This is a genomic window from Arthrobacter sp. ISL-95 (assembly GCF_018613695.1).
GTDB lineage: Bacteria > Actinomycetota > Actinomycetes > Actinomycetales > Micrococcaceae > Arthrobacter.
Window position 1 is genome coordinate 137,592 of the sequence record NZ_JAGGPR010000003.1, and the last position, 19,760, is coordinate 157,351.

At 62.3% G+C, this 19,760-nt stretch carries 20 protein-coding genes; 16 read left to right on the forward strand and 4 right to left on the reverse strand.

Translation table 11 applies throughout. The annotated features are described in order from the left end of the window. Positions 1-116 precede the first annotated feature (116 nt). Entirely contained in the window at positions 117-1,280 is a 1,164-nt protein-coding gene (locus J7I86_RS02905) for a glycoside hydrolase family 76 protein (protein WP_214815333.1), read from the forward strand. Here the strand turns inward: J7I86_RS02905 and J7I86_RS02910 are convergent. Further along, positions 1,277-1,876, reverse strand: a complete 600-nt coding sequence (locus tag J7I86_RS02910; protein WP_214815335.1) for a YdeI family protein — start codon at positions 1,874-1,876, stop codon at positions 1,277-1,279. The two genes, J7I86_RS02905 and J7I86_RS02910, sit on opposite strands and share 4 nt — an antisense overlap. 100 nt (positions 1,877-1,976) lie before the next feature. Between J7I86_RS02910 and J7I86_RS02915 the strand changes: the two genes are divergently transcribed. The 5 genes from J7I86_RS02915 (at position 1,977) to tgt (ending at position 6,539) form a co-directional block, all read left to right on the forward strand. Next, a complete protein-coding gene (locus J7I86_RS02915; RefSeq protein ID WP_214815337.1) occupies positions 1,977-2,690 on the forward strand; it encodes a hypothetical protein in 714 nt (237 codons plus the stop codon). Between the two features lie 77 nt (positions 2,691-2,767). Further along, entirely contained in the window at positions 2,768-3,307 is a 540-nt protein-coding gene (locus tag J7I86_RS02920) for an NUDIX hydrolase family protein (RefSeq protein ID WP_091465301.1), read from the forward strand. 73 nt (positions 3,308-3,380) lie between these two features. Then, positions 3,381-4,373, forward strand: a complete 993-nt coding sequence (locus J7I86_RS02925; protein ID WP_214815339.1) for a DUF6707 family protein — start codon at positions 3,381-3,383, stop codon at positions 4,371-4,373. A 73-nt stretch (positions 4,374-4,446) separates the two neighbouring features. Further along, complete coding sequence (locus tag J7I86_RS02930; RefSeq protein ID WP_214815342.1) at positions 4,447-5,157, forward strand: SRPBCC domain-containing protein; 711 nt, start codon at positions 4,447-4,449, stop codon at positions 5,155-5,157. A 110-nt stretch (positions 5,158-5,267) separates the two neighbouring features. Further along, positions 5,268-6,539 carry a tRNA guanosine(34) transglycosylase Tgt gene (tgt, locus tag J7I86_RS02935; protein ID WP_214816826.1) on the forward strand — a complete coding sequence of 424 codons (1,272 nt, stop codon included), beginning with the start codon at positions 5,268-5,270 and terminating at the stop codon, positions 6,537-6,539. 96 nt (positions 6,540-6,635) lie between these two features. Here tgt and J7I86_RS02940 read toward each other — a convergent pair whose 3' ends face one another. Continuing rightward, the gene (locus J7I86_RS02940; RefSeq protein WP_214815344.1) at positions 6,636-7,346 is read right to left on the reverse strand and encodes a queuosine precursor transporter; all 711 of its coding nucleotides are present in this window, start codon (positions 7,344-7,346) and stop codon (positions 6,636-6,638) included. A gap of 301 nt (positions 7,347-7,647) precedes the next feature. Here J7I86_RS02940 and J7I86_RS02945 point away from each other — a divergent pair, with 301 nt between their 5' ends. The 9 genes from J7I86_RS02945 to J7I86_RS02985 all read left to right on the forward strand — a co-directional run bounded on the left by J7I86_RS02945 (position 7,648) and on the right by J7I86_RS02985 (position 16,035). Next, positions 7,648-8,310 (forward strand): TetR/AcrR family transcriptional regulator, encoded by a 663-nt coding sequence (locus J7I86_RS02945; protein ID WP_214815346.1) that lies wholly within the window; start codon positions 7,648-7,650, stop codon positions 8,308-8,310. Then, positions 8,310-9,203, forward strand: coding sequence for a TIGR01777 family oxidoreductase (locus J7I86_RS02950; protein ID WP_214815348.1), 894 nt, complete (start codon positions 8,310-8,312; stop codon positions 9,201-9,203). Before J7I86_RS02945 ends, J7I86_RS02950 begins: the two co-directional genes overlap by 1 nt. After that, positions 9,203-9,661, forward strand: coding sequence for a hypothetical protein (locus tag J7I86_RS02955; protein WP_214815349.1), 459 nt, complete (start codon positions 9,203-9,205; stop codon positions 9,659-9,661). Before J7I86_RS02950 ends, J7I86_RS02955 begins: the two co-directional genes overlap by 1 nt. Positions 9,662-9,738: 77 nt before the next feature. Then, the gene (locus J7I86_RS02960) at positions 9,739-10,188 is read left to right on the forward strand and encodes a hypothetical protein (protein WP_214815351.1); all 450 of its coding nucleotides are present in this window, start codon (positions 9,739-9,741) and stop codon (positions 10,186-10,188) included. A gap of 359 nt (positions 10,189-10,547) precedes the next feature. Continuing rightward, on the forward strand, positions 10,548-11,945 hold the full coding sequence (locus tag J7I86_RS02965; RefSeq protein ID WP_214815353.1) for an MFS transporter: 1,398 nt from the start codon (positions 10,548-10,550) through the stop codon (positions 11,943-11,945). 135 nt (positions 11,946-12,080) lie between these two features. After that, a complete protein-coding gene (locus J7I86_RS02970) occupies positions 12,081-12,743 on the forward strand; it encodes a response regulator transcription factor (RefSeq protein WP_214815355.1) in 663 nt (220 codons plus the stop codon). Further along, positions 12,740-14,155 carry a HAMP domain-containing sensor histidine kinase gene (locus J7I86_RS02975; RefSeq protein WP_214815358.1) on the forward strand — a complete coding sequence of 472 codons (1,416 nt, stop codon included), beginning with the start codon at positions 12,740-12,742 and terminating at the stop codon, positions 14,153-14,155. The genes J7I86_RS02970 and J7I86_RS02975 overlap by 4 nt, the downstream gene beginning before the upstream one ends. Continuing rightward, the gene (locus tag J7I86_RS02980) at positions 14,148-15,155 is read left to right on the forward strand and encodes a TAXI family TRAP transporter solute-binding subunit (RefSeq protein WP_214815360.1); all 1,008 of its coding nucleotides are present in this window, start codon (positions 14,148-14,150) and stop codon (positions 15,153-15,155) included. The genes J7I86_RS02975 and J7I86_RS02980 overlap by 8 nt, the downstream gene beginning before the upstream one ends. A gap of 43 nt (positions 15,156-15,198) precedes the next feature. Next, positions 15,199-16,035 (forward strand): hydroxymethylpyrimidine/phosphomethylpyrimidine kinase, encoded by an 837-nt coding sequence (locus J7I86_RS02985; RefSeq protein ID WP_214815362.1) that lies wholly within the window; start codon positions 15,199-15,201, stop codon positions 16,033-16,035. 68 nt (positions 16,036-16,103) lie between these two features. Here J7I86_RS02985 and J7I86_RS02990 read toward each other — a convergent pair whose 3' ends face one another. Then, positions 16,104-17,033, reverse strand: a complete 930-nt coding sequence (locus J7I86_RS02990) for a cytochrome b/b6 domain-containing protein (RefSeq protein ID WP_214815364.1) — start codon at positions 17,031-17,033, stop codon at positions 16,104-16,106. A gap of 302 nt (positions 17,034-17,335) precedes the next feature. Here J7I86_RS02990 and J7I86_RS02995 point away from each other — a divergent pair, with 302 nt between their 5' ends. Further along, on the forward strand, positions 17,336-17,950 hold the full coding sequence (locus tag J7I86_RS02995; protein WP_214815366.1) for a TetR/AcrR family transcriptional regulator: 615 nt from the start codon (positions 17,336-17,338) through the stop codon (positions 17,948-17,950). A 168-nt stretch (positions 17,951-18,118) separates the two neighbouring features. Here the strand turns inward: J7I86_RS02995 and J7I86_RS03000 are convergent, their stop codons facing one another. Next, on the reverse strand, positions 18,119-19,633 hold the full coding sequence (locus tag J7I86_RS03000) for an XRE family transcriptional regulator (RefSeq protein ID WP_214815368.1): 1,515 nt from the start codon (positions 19,631-19,633) through the stop codon (positions 18,119-18,121). Positions 19,634-19,760 lie beyond the last annotated feature (127 nt).

Sequence of the window (19,760 nt, forward strand, 5' to 3'; positions counted from 1 at the left end):
CTTGATGCAGACCCAAATCCGTTAATGAATGTTAACTGGAATTGTGGTCCAGCGCACGCCCAGCGCACACTGCCCGGCCTGCCGGGCTAATTCCCCGGCCCCGCTAGGCTGATGACATGTCCAGCCAGATCGAGCCAGCCGGGACGCCGGCACCCTCCACAGACGCCACAGAGTGGGCAGCGCGCGCCAATCAGGCGGCCCGGTCCGTGACCCGGAGCTTCGGCAGACGTTTACTCTTCCTGCCCGGTACCCATATCGCCGCCGTGAGCCTGCCCAGCAACACCATGAAGAGCCTCTCCGGCCCTTGGCATTACTGGTGGCAAGCGCACTACGTCGACTGTTTGGTGGATGCGGGCCGTCGCGAACTGGCCACAAAAACAAAGTTCGACGGCGACTCCCGCCCGAGCGCCGGAAGGCTGGCTTCGCGGCTGGTCACTACCATCCGTTTGCGGAATCTGCTGCGATTCGTGAACGACTACTACGACGACATGGCGTGGCTGGCCCTCGCCACACTGCGCTTGGAGAAGCTCGCGGAGGAGACCAAAAAGCCGGGTCGCCGGCGCAACGCCTATGTTCGCAAGAGCCTGACACTGCAGTTCGATTCGGCCTCCACGGACGATTTTGGTGGCGGCACCTTCTGGAGCACCAAACGGGACTTCAAGAACACGCCTGCCACCGCCCCGGTGGCCCTGTACTACGCGCGGACCGGCCACACAGAGCGTGCCCAGCAGTTGGTGAATTGGCTCAACAGCAAGCTCCTCCACCCGGAACGAGGCGTCTATCAGGACGGCGTCCGGATCAGTCATGGCGAACTGGTGGTGGATCAGGCCGTTTACACCTACAACCAAGGCCCGGTCCTGGGCGCGTTGCTGGAACTGGGCGGCGAGGACAATCTGAGCAGGGCCGCCCTGTTGGTGGACGCCGCGAAACGAGAGCTCACGCTTCCCGGCACGCAGGTCATCCGAGGCGACGGCACGGGTGATGGCGGGCTCTTTACCGGCATCCTGCTCCGTTATCTGGCACTGGCTGCCCGTGAAACCAGGCTTCCGGCCACAACCCGGGACACAGCCAGATCCTTGGTTCGCAGCACGGCAGAAGCGTTCTGGACAGGCCGCCGCGCGGACCCGGGCCCCGGCAATGCCCGCAAGGGCGCCCCTGCGATCGTATTCTCGTTCGACCCCCAGCGGCCAGCAGGCGAAACTTATCCGGAGGGGGCCGCCGTCGAGCTTTCCACGCAGCTTCAAGCCTGGATGGCGTTGGAAGCCGCGGCCACGCTCTAGCTGCCGGCCGGACGTTTCCGTTGCGGGTACGGGGCTTCGTGGCGGGCGAGCATCTCCACGAATCCTTCGATCTTGCGCGCCCGGGTCTCGGCCCGCTTAACCCCGTTGGTGCGGTGAATGAGGGCGAAGCGGTTCTGGGACGTCAGGACGTCGAACATCGCCTGGGCCTCCGGGACTGTGGCGATGGCAGCCGCGAGATCGTCCGGAACCACGGAATCGGCCGGGCCCGCGTATGCGGCTTCCCAACGTCCATCGGCTTTCGCGGCCTCAACGGCGGCACGCCCGGCGTCGGTCATTTTGCCCTCGGATTCGAGCCGCGCAATGTGCCCTACATTGCGCGCTGACCAGATGCTCTTGCGGCCCCGTGGCGTCATACGCTGCATGTAGCTTTCGTCGTCGCGGCTCTCCGCCTGTCCGTCGATCCAGCCGAAGCACAGGGCTTCGTCCAAAGCGGCGTCGTAGTCCAAATCCGTGACAGTGCCGCCCTTCTTGTGCAGGATCAGCCACACGCCGGGGCTCGCTGCGGCATTCGCCGACAGCCAGGCGCGCCATGCGGGGCCGTCTTTGACGAGAAGTTCCTCAAGTTCAATGGGCATGGGTTCATTGTGCTGTGAAACGCTCGGTCCCCGCCGAGGCCACGCGGCATAAGGTGGAACAGGACGTCCCCGTACCGATCGGACCCACTCAGGAGGACCAATGTTGCGAGCCCGCCCCACCCACTACACCTCACACCCCGAGCAGTGGGCCACGCTGCTGATGGCACTCGGGTTGGTGAAAACTGTGGACGACGGCGACTGGTGGGAGTTCGACGCCGGTTCGGGTCGTCTTGCGGTGGGCTCAGTAGTCCACGGTCACCCCTTGGACGGTTCTACGGTTTTCAGTGTGGAGGTAGGTGACCTTCAGGAGTTCGCGCGCCGCACCGAGGAAGCCGGCACCCAGGCAGAACTCCACGAGTCACCGTCCGGGACCACCGTGCAGATCTCCACCGACGACGGCTTCGAGTTCTTCGCTTTCCCAGCACAACGTGCAGCGGATGGCACTTGGGCTACATCAAACGAGGCCGAGCCGGCACTGACGGTGGTGGCTACGTGGGTCAGCCCCTTTGTAAGCCTTGCCGCAACCGCCCTGCGGAACATTGGCGCCAGGCCGCGTTCAGAGGACGACGAGTCAGCCACCTTCACCACCAAGAACGGCGGAATCCTTCACGTCATCCACGGTGCGGACGCCTCCAACGGCGACCTCGCGTTTGAGTATGACGGCGATCTGGAACCCCTGCTGGCTGGCCTCAAGACTGCCGACGTTGAGGCCAGGATCAGCGAGGACGTCCTGTACGTCGCCAACCCGGACGCTGTGAGCGGCGCGGCACCGGCGTCGATCGCCATAGAGAAAGTTGCTGGTTCCCGCCCGTAATACAGCCGAGAGCGTAACCCCGCAGCCACGGCAGCGCCACCAAGGAAGTTCGGCGGGTGATGCGGTAGAACTTAACCATGAGCGTACGTACACCCGACCCGTATCCAGGCTGGCTTTCAGATGAAGACCTCTTCGAAGCCCGCGGCCGACTCCCCATGGTCTATGTGGAGGCCGTTCCGGTCAGGCTGGATCCGCTCGGCTATGTGAATGAAGTTGGCACGCTCCTGCAGGGCGACGCCGACGGCAACATGGTGCGCTACCTCGTCTCCGGCCGCGTTCTTTACCGCGAGACCATCCGCGCAGCGCTCCTGCGGCACATGGAAAAGGATCTCGGTCCCCTGGCCTTCCCGCAGCTGCCCATCAGCCCCGTGCCCTTCACAGTGGCCGAATACTTCCCTGCACCGTCGCAGACCGGCTTCACCGACGACCGGCAGCATGCCGTCTCGCTGGCCTACATCATTCCCGTGACCGGCGAATGTGAGCCCCGCCAGGACGCCCTGGAACTCACATGGATGACGCCCCAAGAGGTGCTGAGCGAGAACGTGCAGCAGGAATTTGACGGCGGCCGTGGGAACCTCGTCCGGCAGGCACTGGCTTTCTCGGGCATCGTTCTCTAGCGGGTCCCGGCCCCCGCGCCGGCTGGTCTTTGTAGACTGGACGGCGGACCCCACGAGAACCAAAGGACTTCCGATGACTCACAGCCCAGCCACACAGCAGTACAGAGAAAAGCAGGCTGGGGACCTGCAGCCCGGGGATTTTGTGTTCCCGCCCGGGGACGGACCGGCCGAGGAAATCGCCGTCGTTGAGGTGCAGAACGATGATTACGGCGTTGCCGCTTTGCTGCTGGTGACAATGGTCGACGGCGGCACGGTGCGGATCGCTGTCGGGTCCAGCGTTCCTGTGGGTGACGGAGCTCCTGTGGTCGCTTCGGAGGGTCCCGCCTCCGAGTCCGGCACCTCAGACTCCAGCACCTCCACAGAAGGCGACGCCGAAGCACACGCCGGACCCGCCGTCGTCGTACCTCCCCGCCCGGAGACGCCGCCCACACATACGGGCCCCACTGCCGAGGAGCTTGCCCTCATTCCCGAGCCCGACGGCACGCCCGAAGCCGTGGTCCGCGCCGCGGCCGCCAACCACAAGGGCAAGAACGGCGTGCAGGTCTTGGCGGAACGGCTGGCGAAAGGCATTAATACCAAGTCAGGAAGCTGCCTCCGGGACCTCAGCGATCTTGCCTTCGATCTGTGCATCGTGCTGCGCGATCCGGACCACGCCCTGGCCGTGGCCGATCTTCTGAATGTGCTGCCCTTTGACGGCAACCTGGACCGTTGGGCCTCGATCGAACGGGCGCTGGCGCTGTCCAGTTTCATCTGCCGCGAAGCCGGACAAGCCGAGCGCGCCGCGGTCTACGAAAAATTGCTGCGTGCGCCCGAGTCCCAGGAAGAGGACCCGTTCAAAGCCCGGATCAACGCCCGCGTGCGACAACGCTCACTCAACGAACCCAACCTTTATGACAAGGAAATCTTCCGCGCGATCGACAACGGGAACCACGAGGCAGAGCGCGAATGGCGGTTCCTCCGGCTCGAAGCACTGATGTTCCTGCGCGCCCACGGCGGCTCCAAGACCATCGGCGAGGACGAGCTGGCCCGGCGGATTGCCAACGAACTTGAGTCGGTACGCGCCTAGCTTTACCATTCCGGCTAATTTCGGGAAGATCAAGACCTGTTATGTGGGCGCCAACGGCGGTAGATTCGGGGCCATGACGAACAATCTGAGCGTTGTTGTTAATGCCGACGCGCAGCAGGTTTGGACAATGCTGCGCGAACCGTCGCTGGTGGCTCAATGGCACGGCTGGGAAGCTGATGATCTCACCGACGAAATCAAACAGATCTATTTCAACACCGATGTTGTGGAGGGGCCCGATCACACGAGCCTGACCGTCAATGGCGGTGACGTCTTCGAGCTCCACCCCGTTTCCGGCGGCACCGAAGTAAGGATCACCAGGGCCGCCCTGGACCACAATTCGGAGTGGGCGGAATGGGACGAGGACATCACCCAGGGTTGGCTGACGTTCCTGCACCAGCTGCGTTTCGCCCTGGAACGGCACCCCCACAGCCACCGGCGTACGCACTTCATCTCGTTGCCCGGTAAAGGTGGGCCGGCCATTGAGAAGTTGGGTCTTGGCGATCTGCCGCCCGTTGGGGAGGAGTACTCGCTCACGCTGGCTACTGGTGAGAAGATCACCGGCAAGGTCTGGTTCAAGAGCCGGCACCAAGTGGGGCTCACCGTCCACAGCTACGCCGAGCACGGGGACGGACTGTTGATCGTCGCAGAGCAGCTGCCGATTCCGGAGAAAAGGCCCGACGGCGGTTCCATGGTGATTGCGTCAACCTATGATTTGGGGGCCCAAACTCTAGCGGACATCCGGTCCTCGTGGGACAACTGGAAGGCTGAGAACTACGGGTCGTAGGGGTTTTTCGGCGGGTTACTCACCGTAAAGCTGGCACACTTGGTAGCGTGCCAGCTTCCCTTCCTGCTTCCGCGTCTGTGTCTTCCCCTACTCCAGCCGGTACCCCTGCGCTGCCTGGCTTGGCTGCCCGGCAATCGGAGTTCTCCTTTTCGGTGGGCAAGCGCCTGACTGAAACGTGCTCGCCGTCGGACGCGCAGGTAGAAGCCAACGGCGGCGCTTTCCTGGGCCGCACCGGAACTATCACCACACCGCACGGGACCATACAGACGCCCGCGTTCATCGCCGTCGGGACCAAAGCAACCGTGAAGGCGGTGCTGCCGGAGTCCATTGCCGAACTTGGTGCGCAAGCTGTCCTTGCCAACGCGTACCACCTGTACCTGCAGCCGGGTCCCGAAATTCTGGACGCCGCGGGCGGGCTGGGCGCGTTCATGAACTGGTCCGGGCCCACGTTTACTGACTCAGGCGGATTTCAAGTAATGAGCCTGGGCTCGGGGTTCAAAAAAGTCATCGACATGAAGAACGTGGACAGCTCCGGCCCGGATGACGCCGTGGCGCCCGGCAAGGAGCGGCTGGCCCACATTGATGACGACGGCGTCTGGTTCAAGTCGCACTTGAACGGGGACCGGCACCGTTTCTCCCCCGAAATTTCCATGCAAGTCCAGCACCGGATCGGCGCGGACATCATGTTCGCCTTCGACGAGCTCACTACCCTTCAAAACTCGCGGGCCTACCAGGAAGAGTCGCTGGAACGGACGCGGCTTTGGGCGCTGCGTTGCCTGCAAGAGCACGCTTCGTTGACTTCCTCGCGCGTGGGCAAGCCATATCAAGCGTTGTTCGGCGTGATCCAAGGAGCCCAGTACGAGGATCTGCGCCGCAAGGCCTGCCAGGATCTTGGCGCCATGCCCTTTGACGGGTACGGGATCGGCGGTGCGCTGGAGAAGGAGAACCTTGGCACCATTGTGCGCTGGTGCAACGAAGAGCTGCCCGAAGACAAGCCGGGGCACTTGCTGGGCATCTCCGAACCGGACGACATCTTCACTGCAATCGAGAATGGCGCCGACACGTTCGACTGCGTCTCCCCCACCCGTGTGGCCCGTAACTCCGCGTTCTACACTCCGTTTGGCCGGTTCAACCTGTCCGGAGCGCGCTATAAAACCGATTTCGGGCCATTGCAGGATGGCTGCGACTGCTACACCTGCGTGAACTACTCCCGCGCCTACATCCACCACCTGTTCAAGGCCAAGGAAATGCTCTCCGCGACCCTGATCTCCATCCACAACGAGCGCTTCGTGGTGAAAATGGTGGACGACGCCCGCCTGGCCATCGAATCCGGGGACTTCTTCGAGTTCAAGGCGGAGACGCTGGGCCGGTACTACTCGTGACCCTCCGCGTCGAGTTCGCCGGAAGCGTGCGTGTTCGTGCGGAAACTTCCGGCGAACTCACACGTTTCCGGCGAACTCGGCCAATTGCCCGAGGGCTTAGGCTGCGACTACCCCGTAGCTGGGCTCGCGCTTCTTGATCCAGCCGACCACCAGCACGGTGATCGGGACGAACAGGAATTCCACGGCGGTCTTGTAGACGAAGCCCACCAGGACGTAGTTCAGGAACGAGCCCGCGTCCGTGATGCCAATGACCGATGCTGCGATGCTGCAGAAGATCAGGGTGTCCACGAATTCGCCCACCACGGACGAGCCCATGAGGCGTGCCCACAGGGATTTCTCCCCCGTACGGGCCTTCATCTTCACGAGGATCCAGGAGTTGATGGTCTGTCCGGCAAGGAAAGCCAGCAGCGAGGCGAGAACGATCTGCGGCACGGGCCCAAGTGCGCCTTCAATAGCCGCTTGCTTGGCGGTGCCGTACTCGTCATTGAAGCCGGGCAGCACGATGATGATCCAGTAGCAGAGCGAGGCGAACACCGAGAGCGCGAACGAGGTGATGATCGCTTTGCGGGCAACTTTGAAGCCGTAGACCTCGCTCATCACGTCGCCCAGAATGTAGGCGATGGGAAAGAGGAAGAACCCGCCGTCAGTGATGACCGGTCCGAGCACCACGCCTTTGGAGGCGCCGATGTTGGACAGGATCAGCACCACGGCCATGATGGCCAGCATGATGCCGAAATACGGGGAGCCGATCGACGCGAAGCGCGGCGCGGGCTTGCTCAAGGTACTGGAGCCTGAGGGCGAGGGCATGGGTCATCCATTTCGTAGTGGTTCGCGCAGGCCCCGTCGGTGTGGTGCCCGGCTGTATTAGCACTGTGGTTGGTGGGGCATCCGGCCCGGCACCGGTTCCATTCTCCCACCTGCACACGCTCTCTCACATCCCGCGCCCTTTTGAGCAGCCCTCTCTCACATCCCGCGCCCTTTTGAGCAGCCCCCTCTCACATCTCGCGTGCTTGAACTAAACCCTTCTTCACGTGGATTTTGAACACGTTCAGAAATCGTGGCATACTCAGTCTTGAACACGTTCAAAACTTCGCGCAAGGAGCGGACCATGGCAGCAAAGAGTGAGCAGACCCGGCAACTCGTGGCCGATGTCGCGCTGAAGATGTTCCGTGAGGTCGGTTTTGAGAAGACCACCATGCGTGCCATTGCGCAGGAGGCAGGAGTCTCTGTGGGCAACGCCTACTACTACTTCGCATCCAAGGACGAGCTCGTTCAGGAGCTGTACATCCAAGTGCAGGACGAGCACGCAGCGGTGGCGGCGCAGGCGCTGGAAAGCGTCCAGGATCTCGCGGGTCGGCTGAAAGCGGTACTGCACACGGGAGTGGACGTCATGGCGCCGTACCACCAGTTCGGTTCCGACTTCATTGCAACGGCGATCCGGCCGTCGTCGCCCGTCAACCCATTCGGCGAGGCATCCACCGCCGCCCGGGAGGCTTCGCTCGCGATCTTCCGGTCCGCCGTCGAAGGTTCATCCCCTGCCGTCGCGAAAAAGCTGCGCGGAGATCTGCCCGAGCTGCTGTGGCTGGCGTATATGGGCGTCGCACTGTTCTGGGTCTATGATCGCTCCGAAGGACAACGCCGTACACGCAAGTTGATCAACGGCGCCGCCCCACTCGTGGCTCGCGGCCTGTCGTTGGCCAAGATTCCCGGTGTGAGCAAAGTGTTCGACGACGTTCTGGGACTCGCGCGCAGCGTCAAGGAAGACTCGTAATGCCGCGGACAGTGGTGATCGCCGGTGCTACCGGGTTTATTGGCAGCTACTTCCAGCGGCGGTTTCTGGAAGAGGGGTGGCTCGTCAGGACTGTAGGACGGAACGCTTCGGCTGACGCGCAGTGGAACGACGACGGCGCCATCACCAAAGTGCTGGACGGCGCCGAACTGGTGGTGAACCTCGCCGGACGATCCGTAAATTGCCGTTACAACGAGCGGCACCGGCGGGAGATCATGGACTCGCGGGTTTTGACCACGCGGACGTTGGCCCAGGCTGTTGCTGCGTGCGCCGAACCGCCCCGGACTTGGATCAATTCGAGTACTGGCACTATTTACCGGCATGCGGAAGACCACCCGCAGTCTGAAGTGTTGGGTGAGTTGGGCACTGGGTTCTCCGTAGACGTGGCCCGCGCTTGGGAGGACGAGTTGGCGGCAGCTGTTGTTCCGGACACACGAAAAGTACCGCTTCGGATTGCAATCGTACTGGGTGCCGGTGGTGTCATGAGTCCTCTCCGAAACCTCGCCCGGCTCGGCTTGGGCGGGCATATGGGACCTGGCACGCAGAAGTTCAGTTGGATCCACGAGGAGGACCTCTTCCGCGCGGTGCTGTTCGTACATGAGCATGCTGAGCTGACCGGCCCCGTGAACGCGGCAACGCCTTACCCCGTGGACAACCGCGAACTGATGTCACTGGTTCGGCAAAGCCTGGGTGTCCTTTATGGCGTTCCGACACCGGCTTGGCTGCTTGAAGCCGGGGCCGTTCTGATCCGGACACAGACCGAGTTGGTCCTCAAAAGCCGTTGGGTGGAGCCTCGGAAACTGCTCGACGCCGGGTTCGCGTTCGAGCACCCAGCCCTGGCCGGGGCTCTCAACCAGATCGCTAGGGGGAAATGATGAGTTCGACTAACCATCCGTCATTCTGGCCGTACGATGCCAGAGACCGCGTGGTCCTGGGCTGGAAGGGCCTGGTAGTAGGAGTCTTGGTCGCCGATGTTGTGTTCTTCCTGGTGCCCAGGGTCATTAGCGCGAGTCAAAATCCACAATACGCCGAATATCAACTGTCGTTTCTGCCCATACTCATAGTGGTTGGTGCCCTACCCATCGGTTTGGTTGGAGTCCCCACGGCGATGCAGCTCGGCAAAGTACTGCGGGGTATTCGCAACCAGTGGATTCACGTGGCTGCCTTCATCGCCGCAGGAGCCCTGGTGGGAACACTGGTTGGAGTTACTTTCACGGGTTGGACTACTCACACTTTGGCTTACATGTCATTGCCTGCAGCGCTCGGAAGCGGTATCGGCCGACTGGCCGTCTGGAAACTCGTCCACATCAACGACCATCCCTCTCTCACATAACCGCCCCTTCAGCCAAACCCTCTCGCACATAACCGCCCTTTCAGCCGATCCCTCTCTCACATCCCTCGGAGGTATTTATGAGCCAGGAACCCTGGACTGACGAGTACGCGTTGGCAACGCGGGGCCCGTCCGTAGAATGGCGATACGGGCCCAAGGACCGGGTGGTGCTCAGCGGCAAGGGGTTGGCTCTGGGAATTGCCGTAGCGCACGTGACCTTCTGCGTACTTTGGGGCTTCCAATCACCGGGATGGGCCATGGTGTTCTTTTTTTATAGCCTGCTCCCGGTCTGGACAATCGGCGTCGCGGTGGGATCACTCATCGGTTTGGCCTTGCGTCGAGTCCGAAATCAATGGCTTCACGTTGCCGCGTTTTTCGCCGGGGGTTGGCTCATGTGTGCCCCGTTTGGTGGACTTTCATCAACTGGTGCGCTTCTCTTCGCGTCGTCAATTGCACTGGCTGCCAGTGTCGGTCGGCTCGCCGCGTGGAAGCTCGTGCGCATCAACGACGCTGCCGCGCTCACCGTGTAGTTCGCCTGTGACTCATCGAAGACTTGGGTCACGGCCGGCCCGACGCACCCAAACCCGAGGGACCTGAGAGAACGACAGGACCACAGCGGAAGCTGCAGCCGAGCACCTGGGGCGAGCGGTCGCCGTCGTGCCTCAACAGACGCCTGCCGAAACCTAAGGAAGTGTTAGGAAATCCGCTCCCACGTTGGCTGTGCCGTGCATCACCCATAGTTTGGAACATGTCCTCTTCACCTTGGAGGGCCTTTCTTAGTCGACGAAGAGCCATGCGCAAGGACGCCATGAGCACCCGCTTCATGGACAGAACGAACTCATGCAAGACACGGCCGTTGCAAAACGCTGCCGTCCAGGAAGGTTCATTGATGAGCACCCAACAAGCTGCGCCCCTGAGCGAAGCCGCCCAGACACGCAAGGCCGTGAGCAACATCCTTAAAGGCTCCGCGGGCAACCTCGTGGAGTGGTTCGATGTTTACGTTTACACCGCTTTCGCGGCGTATTTTCAGTCGCACTTCTTTAACTCCTCCGACGACCTTCAGGCCGGCCTCGAGGCGATGGCGGTCTTCTCGACGTCGTTCCTCATGCGTCCGATCGGCAGTTGGTTCTTCGGCCGTTATGCGGACCGCAAGGGCCGCAAAGCCGCGCTAACGCTCAGCGTGACCATGATGTCGGCCGGCTCCTTCGCAATCGCCATCCTTCCGACGCAGGACGTCATAGGCCTGTGGGCCCTGATTCTCTTGGTGTTTATCCGCATGATTCAGGGTTTCTCGGTTGGCGGCGAGTATGGCACCAGCGCCACCTACATGTCCGAGGCTGCGACGGCCAAACGCCGCGGCTTCTTCTCCAGCTTCCAGTACGTGACGCTGATCGGCGGGCAGATGCTCGCTCTTCTGGTGCTGGTGATCCTGCAAAACACCATGAGCAAGGAAGACCTGACGGCATGGGGCTGGCGGATTCCGTTCGCGGTGGGCGGCGTCGCTGCGCTGGTGGTGCTGTGGCTCCGCCGCTCCATGGAGGAGACTCTTTCCGCAGATCAGCTCCGCGCCGCGCACGTCAAGGTTGAGGGCGAGGCACAGCCAGGCACCATGAAGCTGCTGTTCACCAAACACTGGAAGCCGCTGCTCATTTGCATCGGCATCACCTTGGGCGGCACGGTGGCGTTCTACACGTACACCAACTTCATCTTGAAGTTCATGAACGATACGTCCGGGATCGCCAAGACCGATACTTCCGTCATCAATTTCTGGGCGCTGTTCATCTTCATGCTGCTGCAGCCCGTGTACGGCATGCTCTCAGACAAGATCGGCCGGAAGCCGCTGCTGATCTGGTTCGGAGTGACGGGTGTGCTGTTCACTTGGCCGCTGCTCTCCACACTTGCTGGAACCAAGGATCCGTTCGTGGCTTTCTTGCTGATGTTCGGCGGCTTGCTGATGGTGGGTGGCTACACATCCATCAACGCATTGGTGAAGGCTGAACTCTTCCCGGCATCCATCCGCGCCCTGGGCGTCGGGCTTGGCTACGCGATCGCCAACTCGCTCTTCGGCGGCACCGTTCCGCTGATTGGCGCTGCGCTGCAGAAGTCGGACCAGGTGGACCTGTTCTTCACTTACGTCACCGCCGCGATCTTCATCTCGCTGCTGGTGTACATCTTCGCGCTGAAGAACAAGAAGCCCACGCATCTGGACGCGGAACAGGGCAACGCCTTCGTGGCCAAGGGCATTGTGAAGGACGACGACGGCACGAAGGATCGCGTCGACGCCTGACCTGCCTGCGTTGTTGGGCCCGTTCTGCGCGCTTTGGATACTCCGAAGGGCGCAGAGCGGGCCTCACAACGTTAAGCTCTAGTAGCGAATCACCCCGCAGCGAACCAGCCCAGCAAGCCGAAGGAATCAAAGACAGTGCACGTGCTCATCGTCGAGGATGACGACGCCATGGCGTCGGCCTTGAGCGCTGCCGTCGCTTCGGCCGGCCATAAGCACAGCCGGGTGTCGCGCGGGGAGGATGCGTTGCTGGCACACAGGCAGCACGAGGTGATCCTGCTGGACCTCGGCCTCCCGGACTTGGATGGTTTGGATGTCCTGCGGAAACTCCGCCAAGTCACCCAGATTCCCATCCTGATTCTGACGGCCCGCGACGACGAACGCAGCGTGGTGCTGGGCCTCAGGTCCGGCGCAGATGACTACCTGGTCAAACCCGTGAAGCTCGTGGAATTGCTCGCCAGAATCGAAGCAGTTACCAGACGAACCAACCGCTCGGGCCAGGAAGCTCCGCACACAATTGTCCTGGGAGATTTGGAAGTGGACTTGGACCGCCGGGTCGCATCCGTGGGCCAAAGGCAACTCGCCCTGACCGCAACTGAGTTCGACCTCCTCAGTCTTTTGACCAGGAACGCGGGTTCGGTGGTGACCAGGGAACAGATCCTGGATGCGCTCTGGGGCGACGCGTTCGTGGCCCATTCCAGATCTTTGGATGTGCACCTCACCGGCCTCCGGTCCAAGCTCCAGCTTCCCGGGTTCATCATCAACGTCCGGGGCGTCGGCTACCGGGTAGAGCAACCGTGAAAGTCCGGGTCCTCGGCATCCTGAGCCTGCTAGTGGTGATCATTGTGGTGACGGTGTCCAGCGTAATCCTGACTTCGGCCAGCAGGGAGCTCACCCAGGAACTGCAGATCAATCGCGTGGCAGCTCTCAACCGCTTCGCTCAACTGGCCAGCGACGCCGCTGAGGACAACAACACCACCCAACTCCAGCGGGAAATGGACCGATACTCCGAGCTTTACGGCGAAGGAATCCTGATCCGGCTCCAACAGAAAAACCTCCGATCCGGCGGTCTCAGCGAGGACCAGCCAGAGGTCAGGGACGCGCTCAACCGGGCGAGCCTCAACCTCAGCGACACCACGCTGAATCCCATCCGCGCCTTCGGGACAGGCAACGACTTCATCTCCAGGTCCTTTGGGACGGCCAGCCAGGTCCTCGGCGAAGTGGTTGTTGAAGTCAGCCTCAATGCAGCCCGGCAGAAGCTGCGGGAGCGGTGGCTCGTCGTCGGGCTGGCCGCGGTGGCGCTGGGCATGCTGCTATTGGTGGCGGCATCGCGGATTACGGCTTGGGTTTTGCGCCCGGTCCATCGCCTCAGCAGAGCAGTTCACGAGCTCGAATCGACGGGGAAAACCAGTCAGCTTCCCGAGGCCGGGCCGCCTGAGCTCCGGGAGCTGAGCCGCTCCTTCACGGCCATGGCCGGTACCGTGACCCGGAGCATGGACTCGCAGCGCCGGCTCATCGCGGATACTTCGCACCAGCTCCGGAACCCCGTGGGGGCACTGCGCCTGCGGATCGACCTGCTGCAACTTGCTCTGCGATCGGATCCTGAGAAACAAGCTGCGGCCGGCGTGGTGGCGGAGCTTGAGCGGGTGGAGGAAATGCTCGACGGCGTGCTGAAGCTGGCTACCGCTGAACACCGTGCCTCTGAAGGGTCCGCCCGCGCGGAGCGGGAGTCAGAGCACAAGCGCCTGGCCGTCATCGATCCCTTTCCGGTCCTGCAGGGTGAAGTGGAGAGGGCGACGCCGGCCGCCCGCCGTGCCGGGTCAGAGCTGACATTGGAAGGCCCTGCGTCCGAAAGCCAGATCGTTTGCGACCCCGATGAACTCGCGCACATGGTGGGCGAACTCCTTGCCAATGCCATCAAATACGCTCCGGGTGCCCGCATCACCGTGGCGAGCAAGCCCACCCAAGGAGGTACCGCCGTCGAGATCTCCGACAACGGCCCGGGTCTCCCGGTCGATCAGCTCGCCGCGTCCACCACCAGGTTCTGGCGGGCGCCGCAGCACAGCAAGATCCCTGGCAACGGCCTGGGTATGACCATTGTGGAACGGCTGGCGGAGGCCAACGGGGCGCTGTTGGTCCTGGAAACGAGGGAGCCACACGGGTTGATAGCGCGTCTTGAATTTGCTCGGCCTCGGGACGGTTCGCATGCCTGAGCTACCTCCTGTTTCCCGGCGAAACGCCATCAAAACAGCAGTCACACTCGGCTTGGGCGGTGCCCTGCTGGCATCGTCGGCAGGCTGCACCACGGAGGATCGGCCGCAGAAACTCACCGTTGCCGGCGGCGAATCGGGCGGTTTTTACCTCGAATTTGCCACCCTGCTCGCCGACCTGCTGCAGCGGGAGGGGGTCGCTGAGAGGGCCGTTGCCATGACCACCGGCGGAAGTCTGGAGAACATCCAGAGGGTCTTATCGGGAGATGCGACGTTCGCCATCGCTCTGGCCGACGCCGCCGCGCAAGCTGCAGAGCCCGCTCAAGCTACACCCGCGGGGACAGGCGGTGGGCAGTTGGTGGCTCTGGGAAAGGTGTACCAAAACTATGTCCACTGCATCGTTCGCCAAGACAGCGGCATCCGAACTTTCGCGGACCTCGCCGGGAAAACCGCGGGCGTGGGTGAGGTTGGCTCGGGAACTACCCTCACGGCCGGGCGCATCATTGCGGCCGCGGGGCTGTCTCCGGAAATGGCCGGGCCTGACCGAGGGCTGAAGCAGGTGAACCTCGGGTTGAATCACGCGCTGGCGTCACTGAGGGAGGGTTCCATTGACGTCATGATCCAGTCCGGCGGCGTTCCGACCGCACCTATCGCTGCTGCGGCGCCCGATCTGGACATGCGACTCCTGGACCTCTCTGAACTCATTCCGGCAACACGTGCTGAGTCAGGATTCTTCTACGACCGAGTCCTCATCCCTGCGAACAGCTACGGAAAAGCACCCGCCGTGTGGACCGTCGGCGTGGCCAACCTGCTCCTGTGCCGCAGGGATCTGGCCGATCACGTTGTCCGCCAGACTGTGGAACTTTTGGTGGAACAAGCCCAGGATCTGGTGCCGAGGTCCAGCACTGGCGTGCAGTTCCTCAGCCCCGAGACACTGATCAACACCGCCGGAGTGCCGCTGCATCCCGCGGCTGAGGCCGCTTACCGGGCGCTGCACGGGTAGCCTCGTTTAGGAGTCGAAGCGGAGCAACTGCCAAAATGGAGTCATGACTTCTGCCGTTGCCCCTGCCATTGCCCTGACCATTGCCGGTTCCGAAGCGACCGGTGGCGCCGGCGCGCAGGCGGACCTCAAGACCTTCCAGGAACTCGGAGTGTTCGGCATCGCGAACCTCACCTGCATTGTTTCCTTCAATCCGAAGGACAACTGGAACCACCGCTTTGTTCCGGTAGACCAGCAGGTCATCGCAGACCAGTTGGAAGCCACGACGGCGGCATATGGTGCCGCTTCCGGCGCACCGTCCGTGCTGGACACCGTGAAGATCGGCATGCTCGGAAGCCCGGCAACCATCAGCACCGTGGAGAAGGCTCTGACTGAGGCTTCGTTCACCCATGTGGTGCTGGACCCGGTCCTGATCTGCAAGGGCCAGGAGCCTGGCCACGCCCTGGACACCGACCAGGCGCTGAAGGCACAGATCCTGCCGCTGGCTACGTTCGTCACGCCGAACCACTTCGAGGCCGAGTCACTTTCCGGACTCACCATTACCGACGAAGAGTCGCTCAAGGCCGCCGCCATCCGCATCCACGAGATCAGCGGCGCAGCAGTCCTCGCCAAGGGTGGGGTGCGGCTGGAAGGACCTGACGCCGTCGACGTCTACTACGACGGCCAGACGCTGGAAGTCCTGCGTGCACCGAAGGTTGGCGAAGTAGCCGTATCCGGCGCAGGTTGCTCGTTGGCCGCCGCCGTAACTGCCGAACTCGCCAAGGGTGCCACTCCTCTGGAAGCTGCCCGTACCGCGAAGGCGTTTGTCACTGCCGGCATCAAGAACCGGGTGTCCTCGGGTGCACCTTTCGATGCTCTCTGGCAGGGCGGGGCGCTGTCCTAGTCTCTGCATCACAAGAAAACAGCCGCCTCGGATCATCTCCGAGGCGGCTTTTTTCATGTGCGTTTGGGTTAGCGCGAAACCTTGCCCATAAGCGAGGCGATCGGGCGCAGGAACAAGGGCCGAGCCAGGAACCACGCAGCGGCAGTAAACACGATGGACGCCGCGAAGATGCCGAAGCCCCACCAGCTGTAGTCGTTGTTGGAGGCGTACATGTGGTTCAGGTTGTTCAGCGCGCCTGTAGCCAGTACCAAGGTCACGTGGACAATTACGAAGGCCACGAAGTAGATCATCACCGGAAAGTGGATCTTGCGGGCCAGTTCTATCGGGTAGAACTTGTTGATTGCAGCCTTCTTGGGCCATGCGCCGGACATCCGGATTCCGGTGATAATGGCCAACGGCGCGGCGATGAAGACCGTCACGAAGTAGGTGAGCAGTTGGAGGCTGTTGTAGTTGTTCCAGCCGTTTTCAACCGGCCAGTTCAATGAGGCATACTGCAGACCGGCCGAGACTGCGTTGGGGAAGACATCCCAGGAAGTGGGTACGATCCTCAGCCACTGGCTCGTCGCGAACAGCAGCACGATGAAGATGATGCCGTTCAGGACCCACAGCGCATCCAAGGTCAGGTGGAACCAGAGGTCCAGGCTGATCTTGGTGGGCGGGTTTTTGGTCTTGATGAAGCCCTTGTTGTTCCGGGTCCAGTTGGCTGCCGGGCGGGTGGTGGTGCGCACCTGCCAGCCGGACCGGATGATCAGGACGATGAAGAACATGTTGAGGAAGTGCTGCCAGCCGAGCCATGCCGGGAATCCGGTGGGAGTGCCTTCAGGAATGGCCGAGTGCCCGGGGTAGTCGGTGAGGAACTGCTGCACGGGTTGAAGGGTCCGCAGCCATTGCGCAACGAGCACCAGGACCAGTGCCACCACCAAAGCTCCTGCGGTGACGACGACGGGTTTGAACCACCTGTTCGACGTGATCCCGGACGACTTGCTTGAAACGGACATCAGGCCGCGTTCCTCTCTGGCTTGTTTGGCTGCGACCAGTTGGCGCTATATAGCGATTCAACCAGTTGCAGCCCGACGGTGAAAACGGCACCCGGGTTTCGGGGCGTTCGACGTCAAAAATCGCAGCATTCGGATACATGCCGCAATATGTATTTCTAGAACAAACTTCCAGAATTATTTCCTGTGTTTCATGGGCCAGTCAAGGCTTGTTGCTGGCTATGTGGATTCTTGGAGGGTAGGATTCCAAAAAATGGCGGTTCGACACTCCGGTTTACGTCCTTCCTGCGAGAGGAGCCCACAGCATGGTCCGTAAGACGTCCGAAGTAGCCAACAACGCGGGCTCCTGGCAGTGGACCCGCACCGCCGCCACCCAACGCAATCTGCTGGATGCGGCCGCCGGGGTATTCGTGGACCACGGATTCACCGATGCAGGCATCTCGGACATCGTGGCTCGTGCCGGCTCCAGCGTCGGCAGCCTCTATCACCACTTCGGCGGGAAGACCGAGCTCTTTCTTGCCCTGTGGGACGACTACCAAAATGAACACGAACGCCTGGTGGCCGCATCCGTGGCGAAGGCACGCAAGGCCGGCGAGAACGATTCCCTTGCGCTGTTCAACGTCGGCAGCCGCAGCTACTTCGACTACACCTGGAAGCACCGCGACTTGGAGCGCGTCTTCATCGAGGGCGACACTCCCCCGGGCTTCGAAGTACTCCGGCGGGAACGTGGCCGCGAGTGGGTCCGGCAGAATTCCGTACTCCTCGGTGCCGGCGACGACACGTTGGGGCGCCTCACAGTTGCGGTGATCACGGACATCGTCACCGTCGCCGGGCAAGAAGTCGCCCTGAGTGCATCCAAACGCGAGGCCGACGAGGTTGTCGAAGCCGCTGCGGTGCTGGTGCAGCGACTTGTCCGCTAGTCAGGGCGGCACCCAAACCCGCGGGACGCGATAGAGCGTCAAGCCCAAGCCCGCGGGACCTGATAGAGCGTCAAGCCCCAAGCCCGCGGGAGGTGAGAGAGCGTCAAGCCCCAAGCCCGCGGGACCTGATAGAGCGTCCAGCCCAAACCCGCGGGACCTGATAGAGGGTCAGCGCTCGGAGTGGGCCGCCAAGAAGGAGTACACCTCGGTCTCGTCCACGCCGGGGAACGCACCGGGAGGCATGGCGGCCAGCAGGTGTGAGTGGGCCCGTGCGGAAGGCCAGGCGTTTCCTGCCCACTCATTCGCCAGCGAGGCCGGGGGCCGCTTGCAGCAGTTGGGGTCCGGGCAGTTGGACGTGGCGCGCGCCGTGGTCTCCCGGCCGCGGAACCATTTCACGTGCTGATAGGGCACGCCGATGCTCAGTGAGAACTCCCCGTTCGCCGAGCGTTCGGTCCGGGCCGTGCACCAGTAAGTTCCCGAAGGAGTATCCGTGTATTGGCTGTAGGCGCTGAACTTGTCCGGTACATCGAACACTGCACGTGAGGTCCACGCTTTGCACGACGGCTGCCCCTCAATCGCTCCGGTGTGGTCCTGCGGGAAGGTGACGCCGTCGTTCTCGTAGGCCTTGTAGATGATGCCGGACTGGTGGGTCTTCTGGAAGTGCGTGGTGATGCCCAGGTGCTTAGTGGCGAGGTTGGTGAAACGGTGGGCGGCAGTTTCGTAGGACACGGCGAAAGCGTCCCGGATGTCCTCAACCGCGATTTCCTTGGCCGCCTTGGCTTTTTGCAGGAACTCAACCGTTGCCTGTTCCGGAAGCAGCAATGCGGCGGCAAAGTAGTTGGTGGCCACACGTTGGGCCAGGAAATCGCCGTAGTTCCGCGGAGTTTCATGCCCCAGGACGTAATGGCCCAACGCCTGCAGGAGGACCGAGCGGGGGTCGTGATCCTGGCGCTGGTTCTGTGTTAGATAAATTCTGTGGTTCTTCAAGTCGGTGACTGACCGCGTGGAGTGCGGCAAATCGCCCACGTGGTGCAACGTGAAACCGAGGTTCTCGGCGATGTCCGCGATAACGTGCTGGCTCAGCGGACCGGCGGTGTAGCCCACACCCTTGAGAACCTTCTGCGCCTCCGCCTCATACTCGGGGAAATAGTTACCGCGCTCGCGCATCATGGCACGCAACTCGCCGTTCGCGCGGCGGGCTTCTTCCGGCGTCGCGACTTGCTCATTAAGTTTGCGTTCGAGCTCCTGAAGCAGCCCCACCTGTGACTCCAGCACATCCAGTGGAAGCCGCGAGCTGATGCGGATTTTGGGCAGGTTGAGGGACTCGTACAGCGGTCCGCGCTGGTACCGTTCCAGTTCGATTTCCAGCGCGGCCCGGCGACTCGGCGGCTCCGCCCCCAGCAGTTGATCGATGCTCACATTCAGTGATGCAGCGAGCTGCTGAAGCAGCCCCAATTTTGGTTCGCGCTTGCCGTTTTCGATCAGGCTCAGCTGGCTCGGTGCGGTCCCGACGGCGGCACTCAAGTCGTCCAGCGTCAGCCCGGCCTGTTTGCGCAGATGGCGCACGCGGCGGCCCAGGCTGATGACGTCCAGTTCCGGGGACGCAGCGGACAACGACGGCGATGCTACTTCGCGATTCCAGCTCAGAGGGGACATTTCTTGAGAATACGCGAAGAAGTGCATTTCTTTCCATAGTTTTCCTCTAGTAACCCTCTTGGAAGTGCAGAAAAGTAGGACTTACGAAAAAGAAATACAGATCCCGGGTAGCCGGCCGATGCAGCAAAGGCGCAGCGGCGGCCGGCCCGGGCAC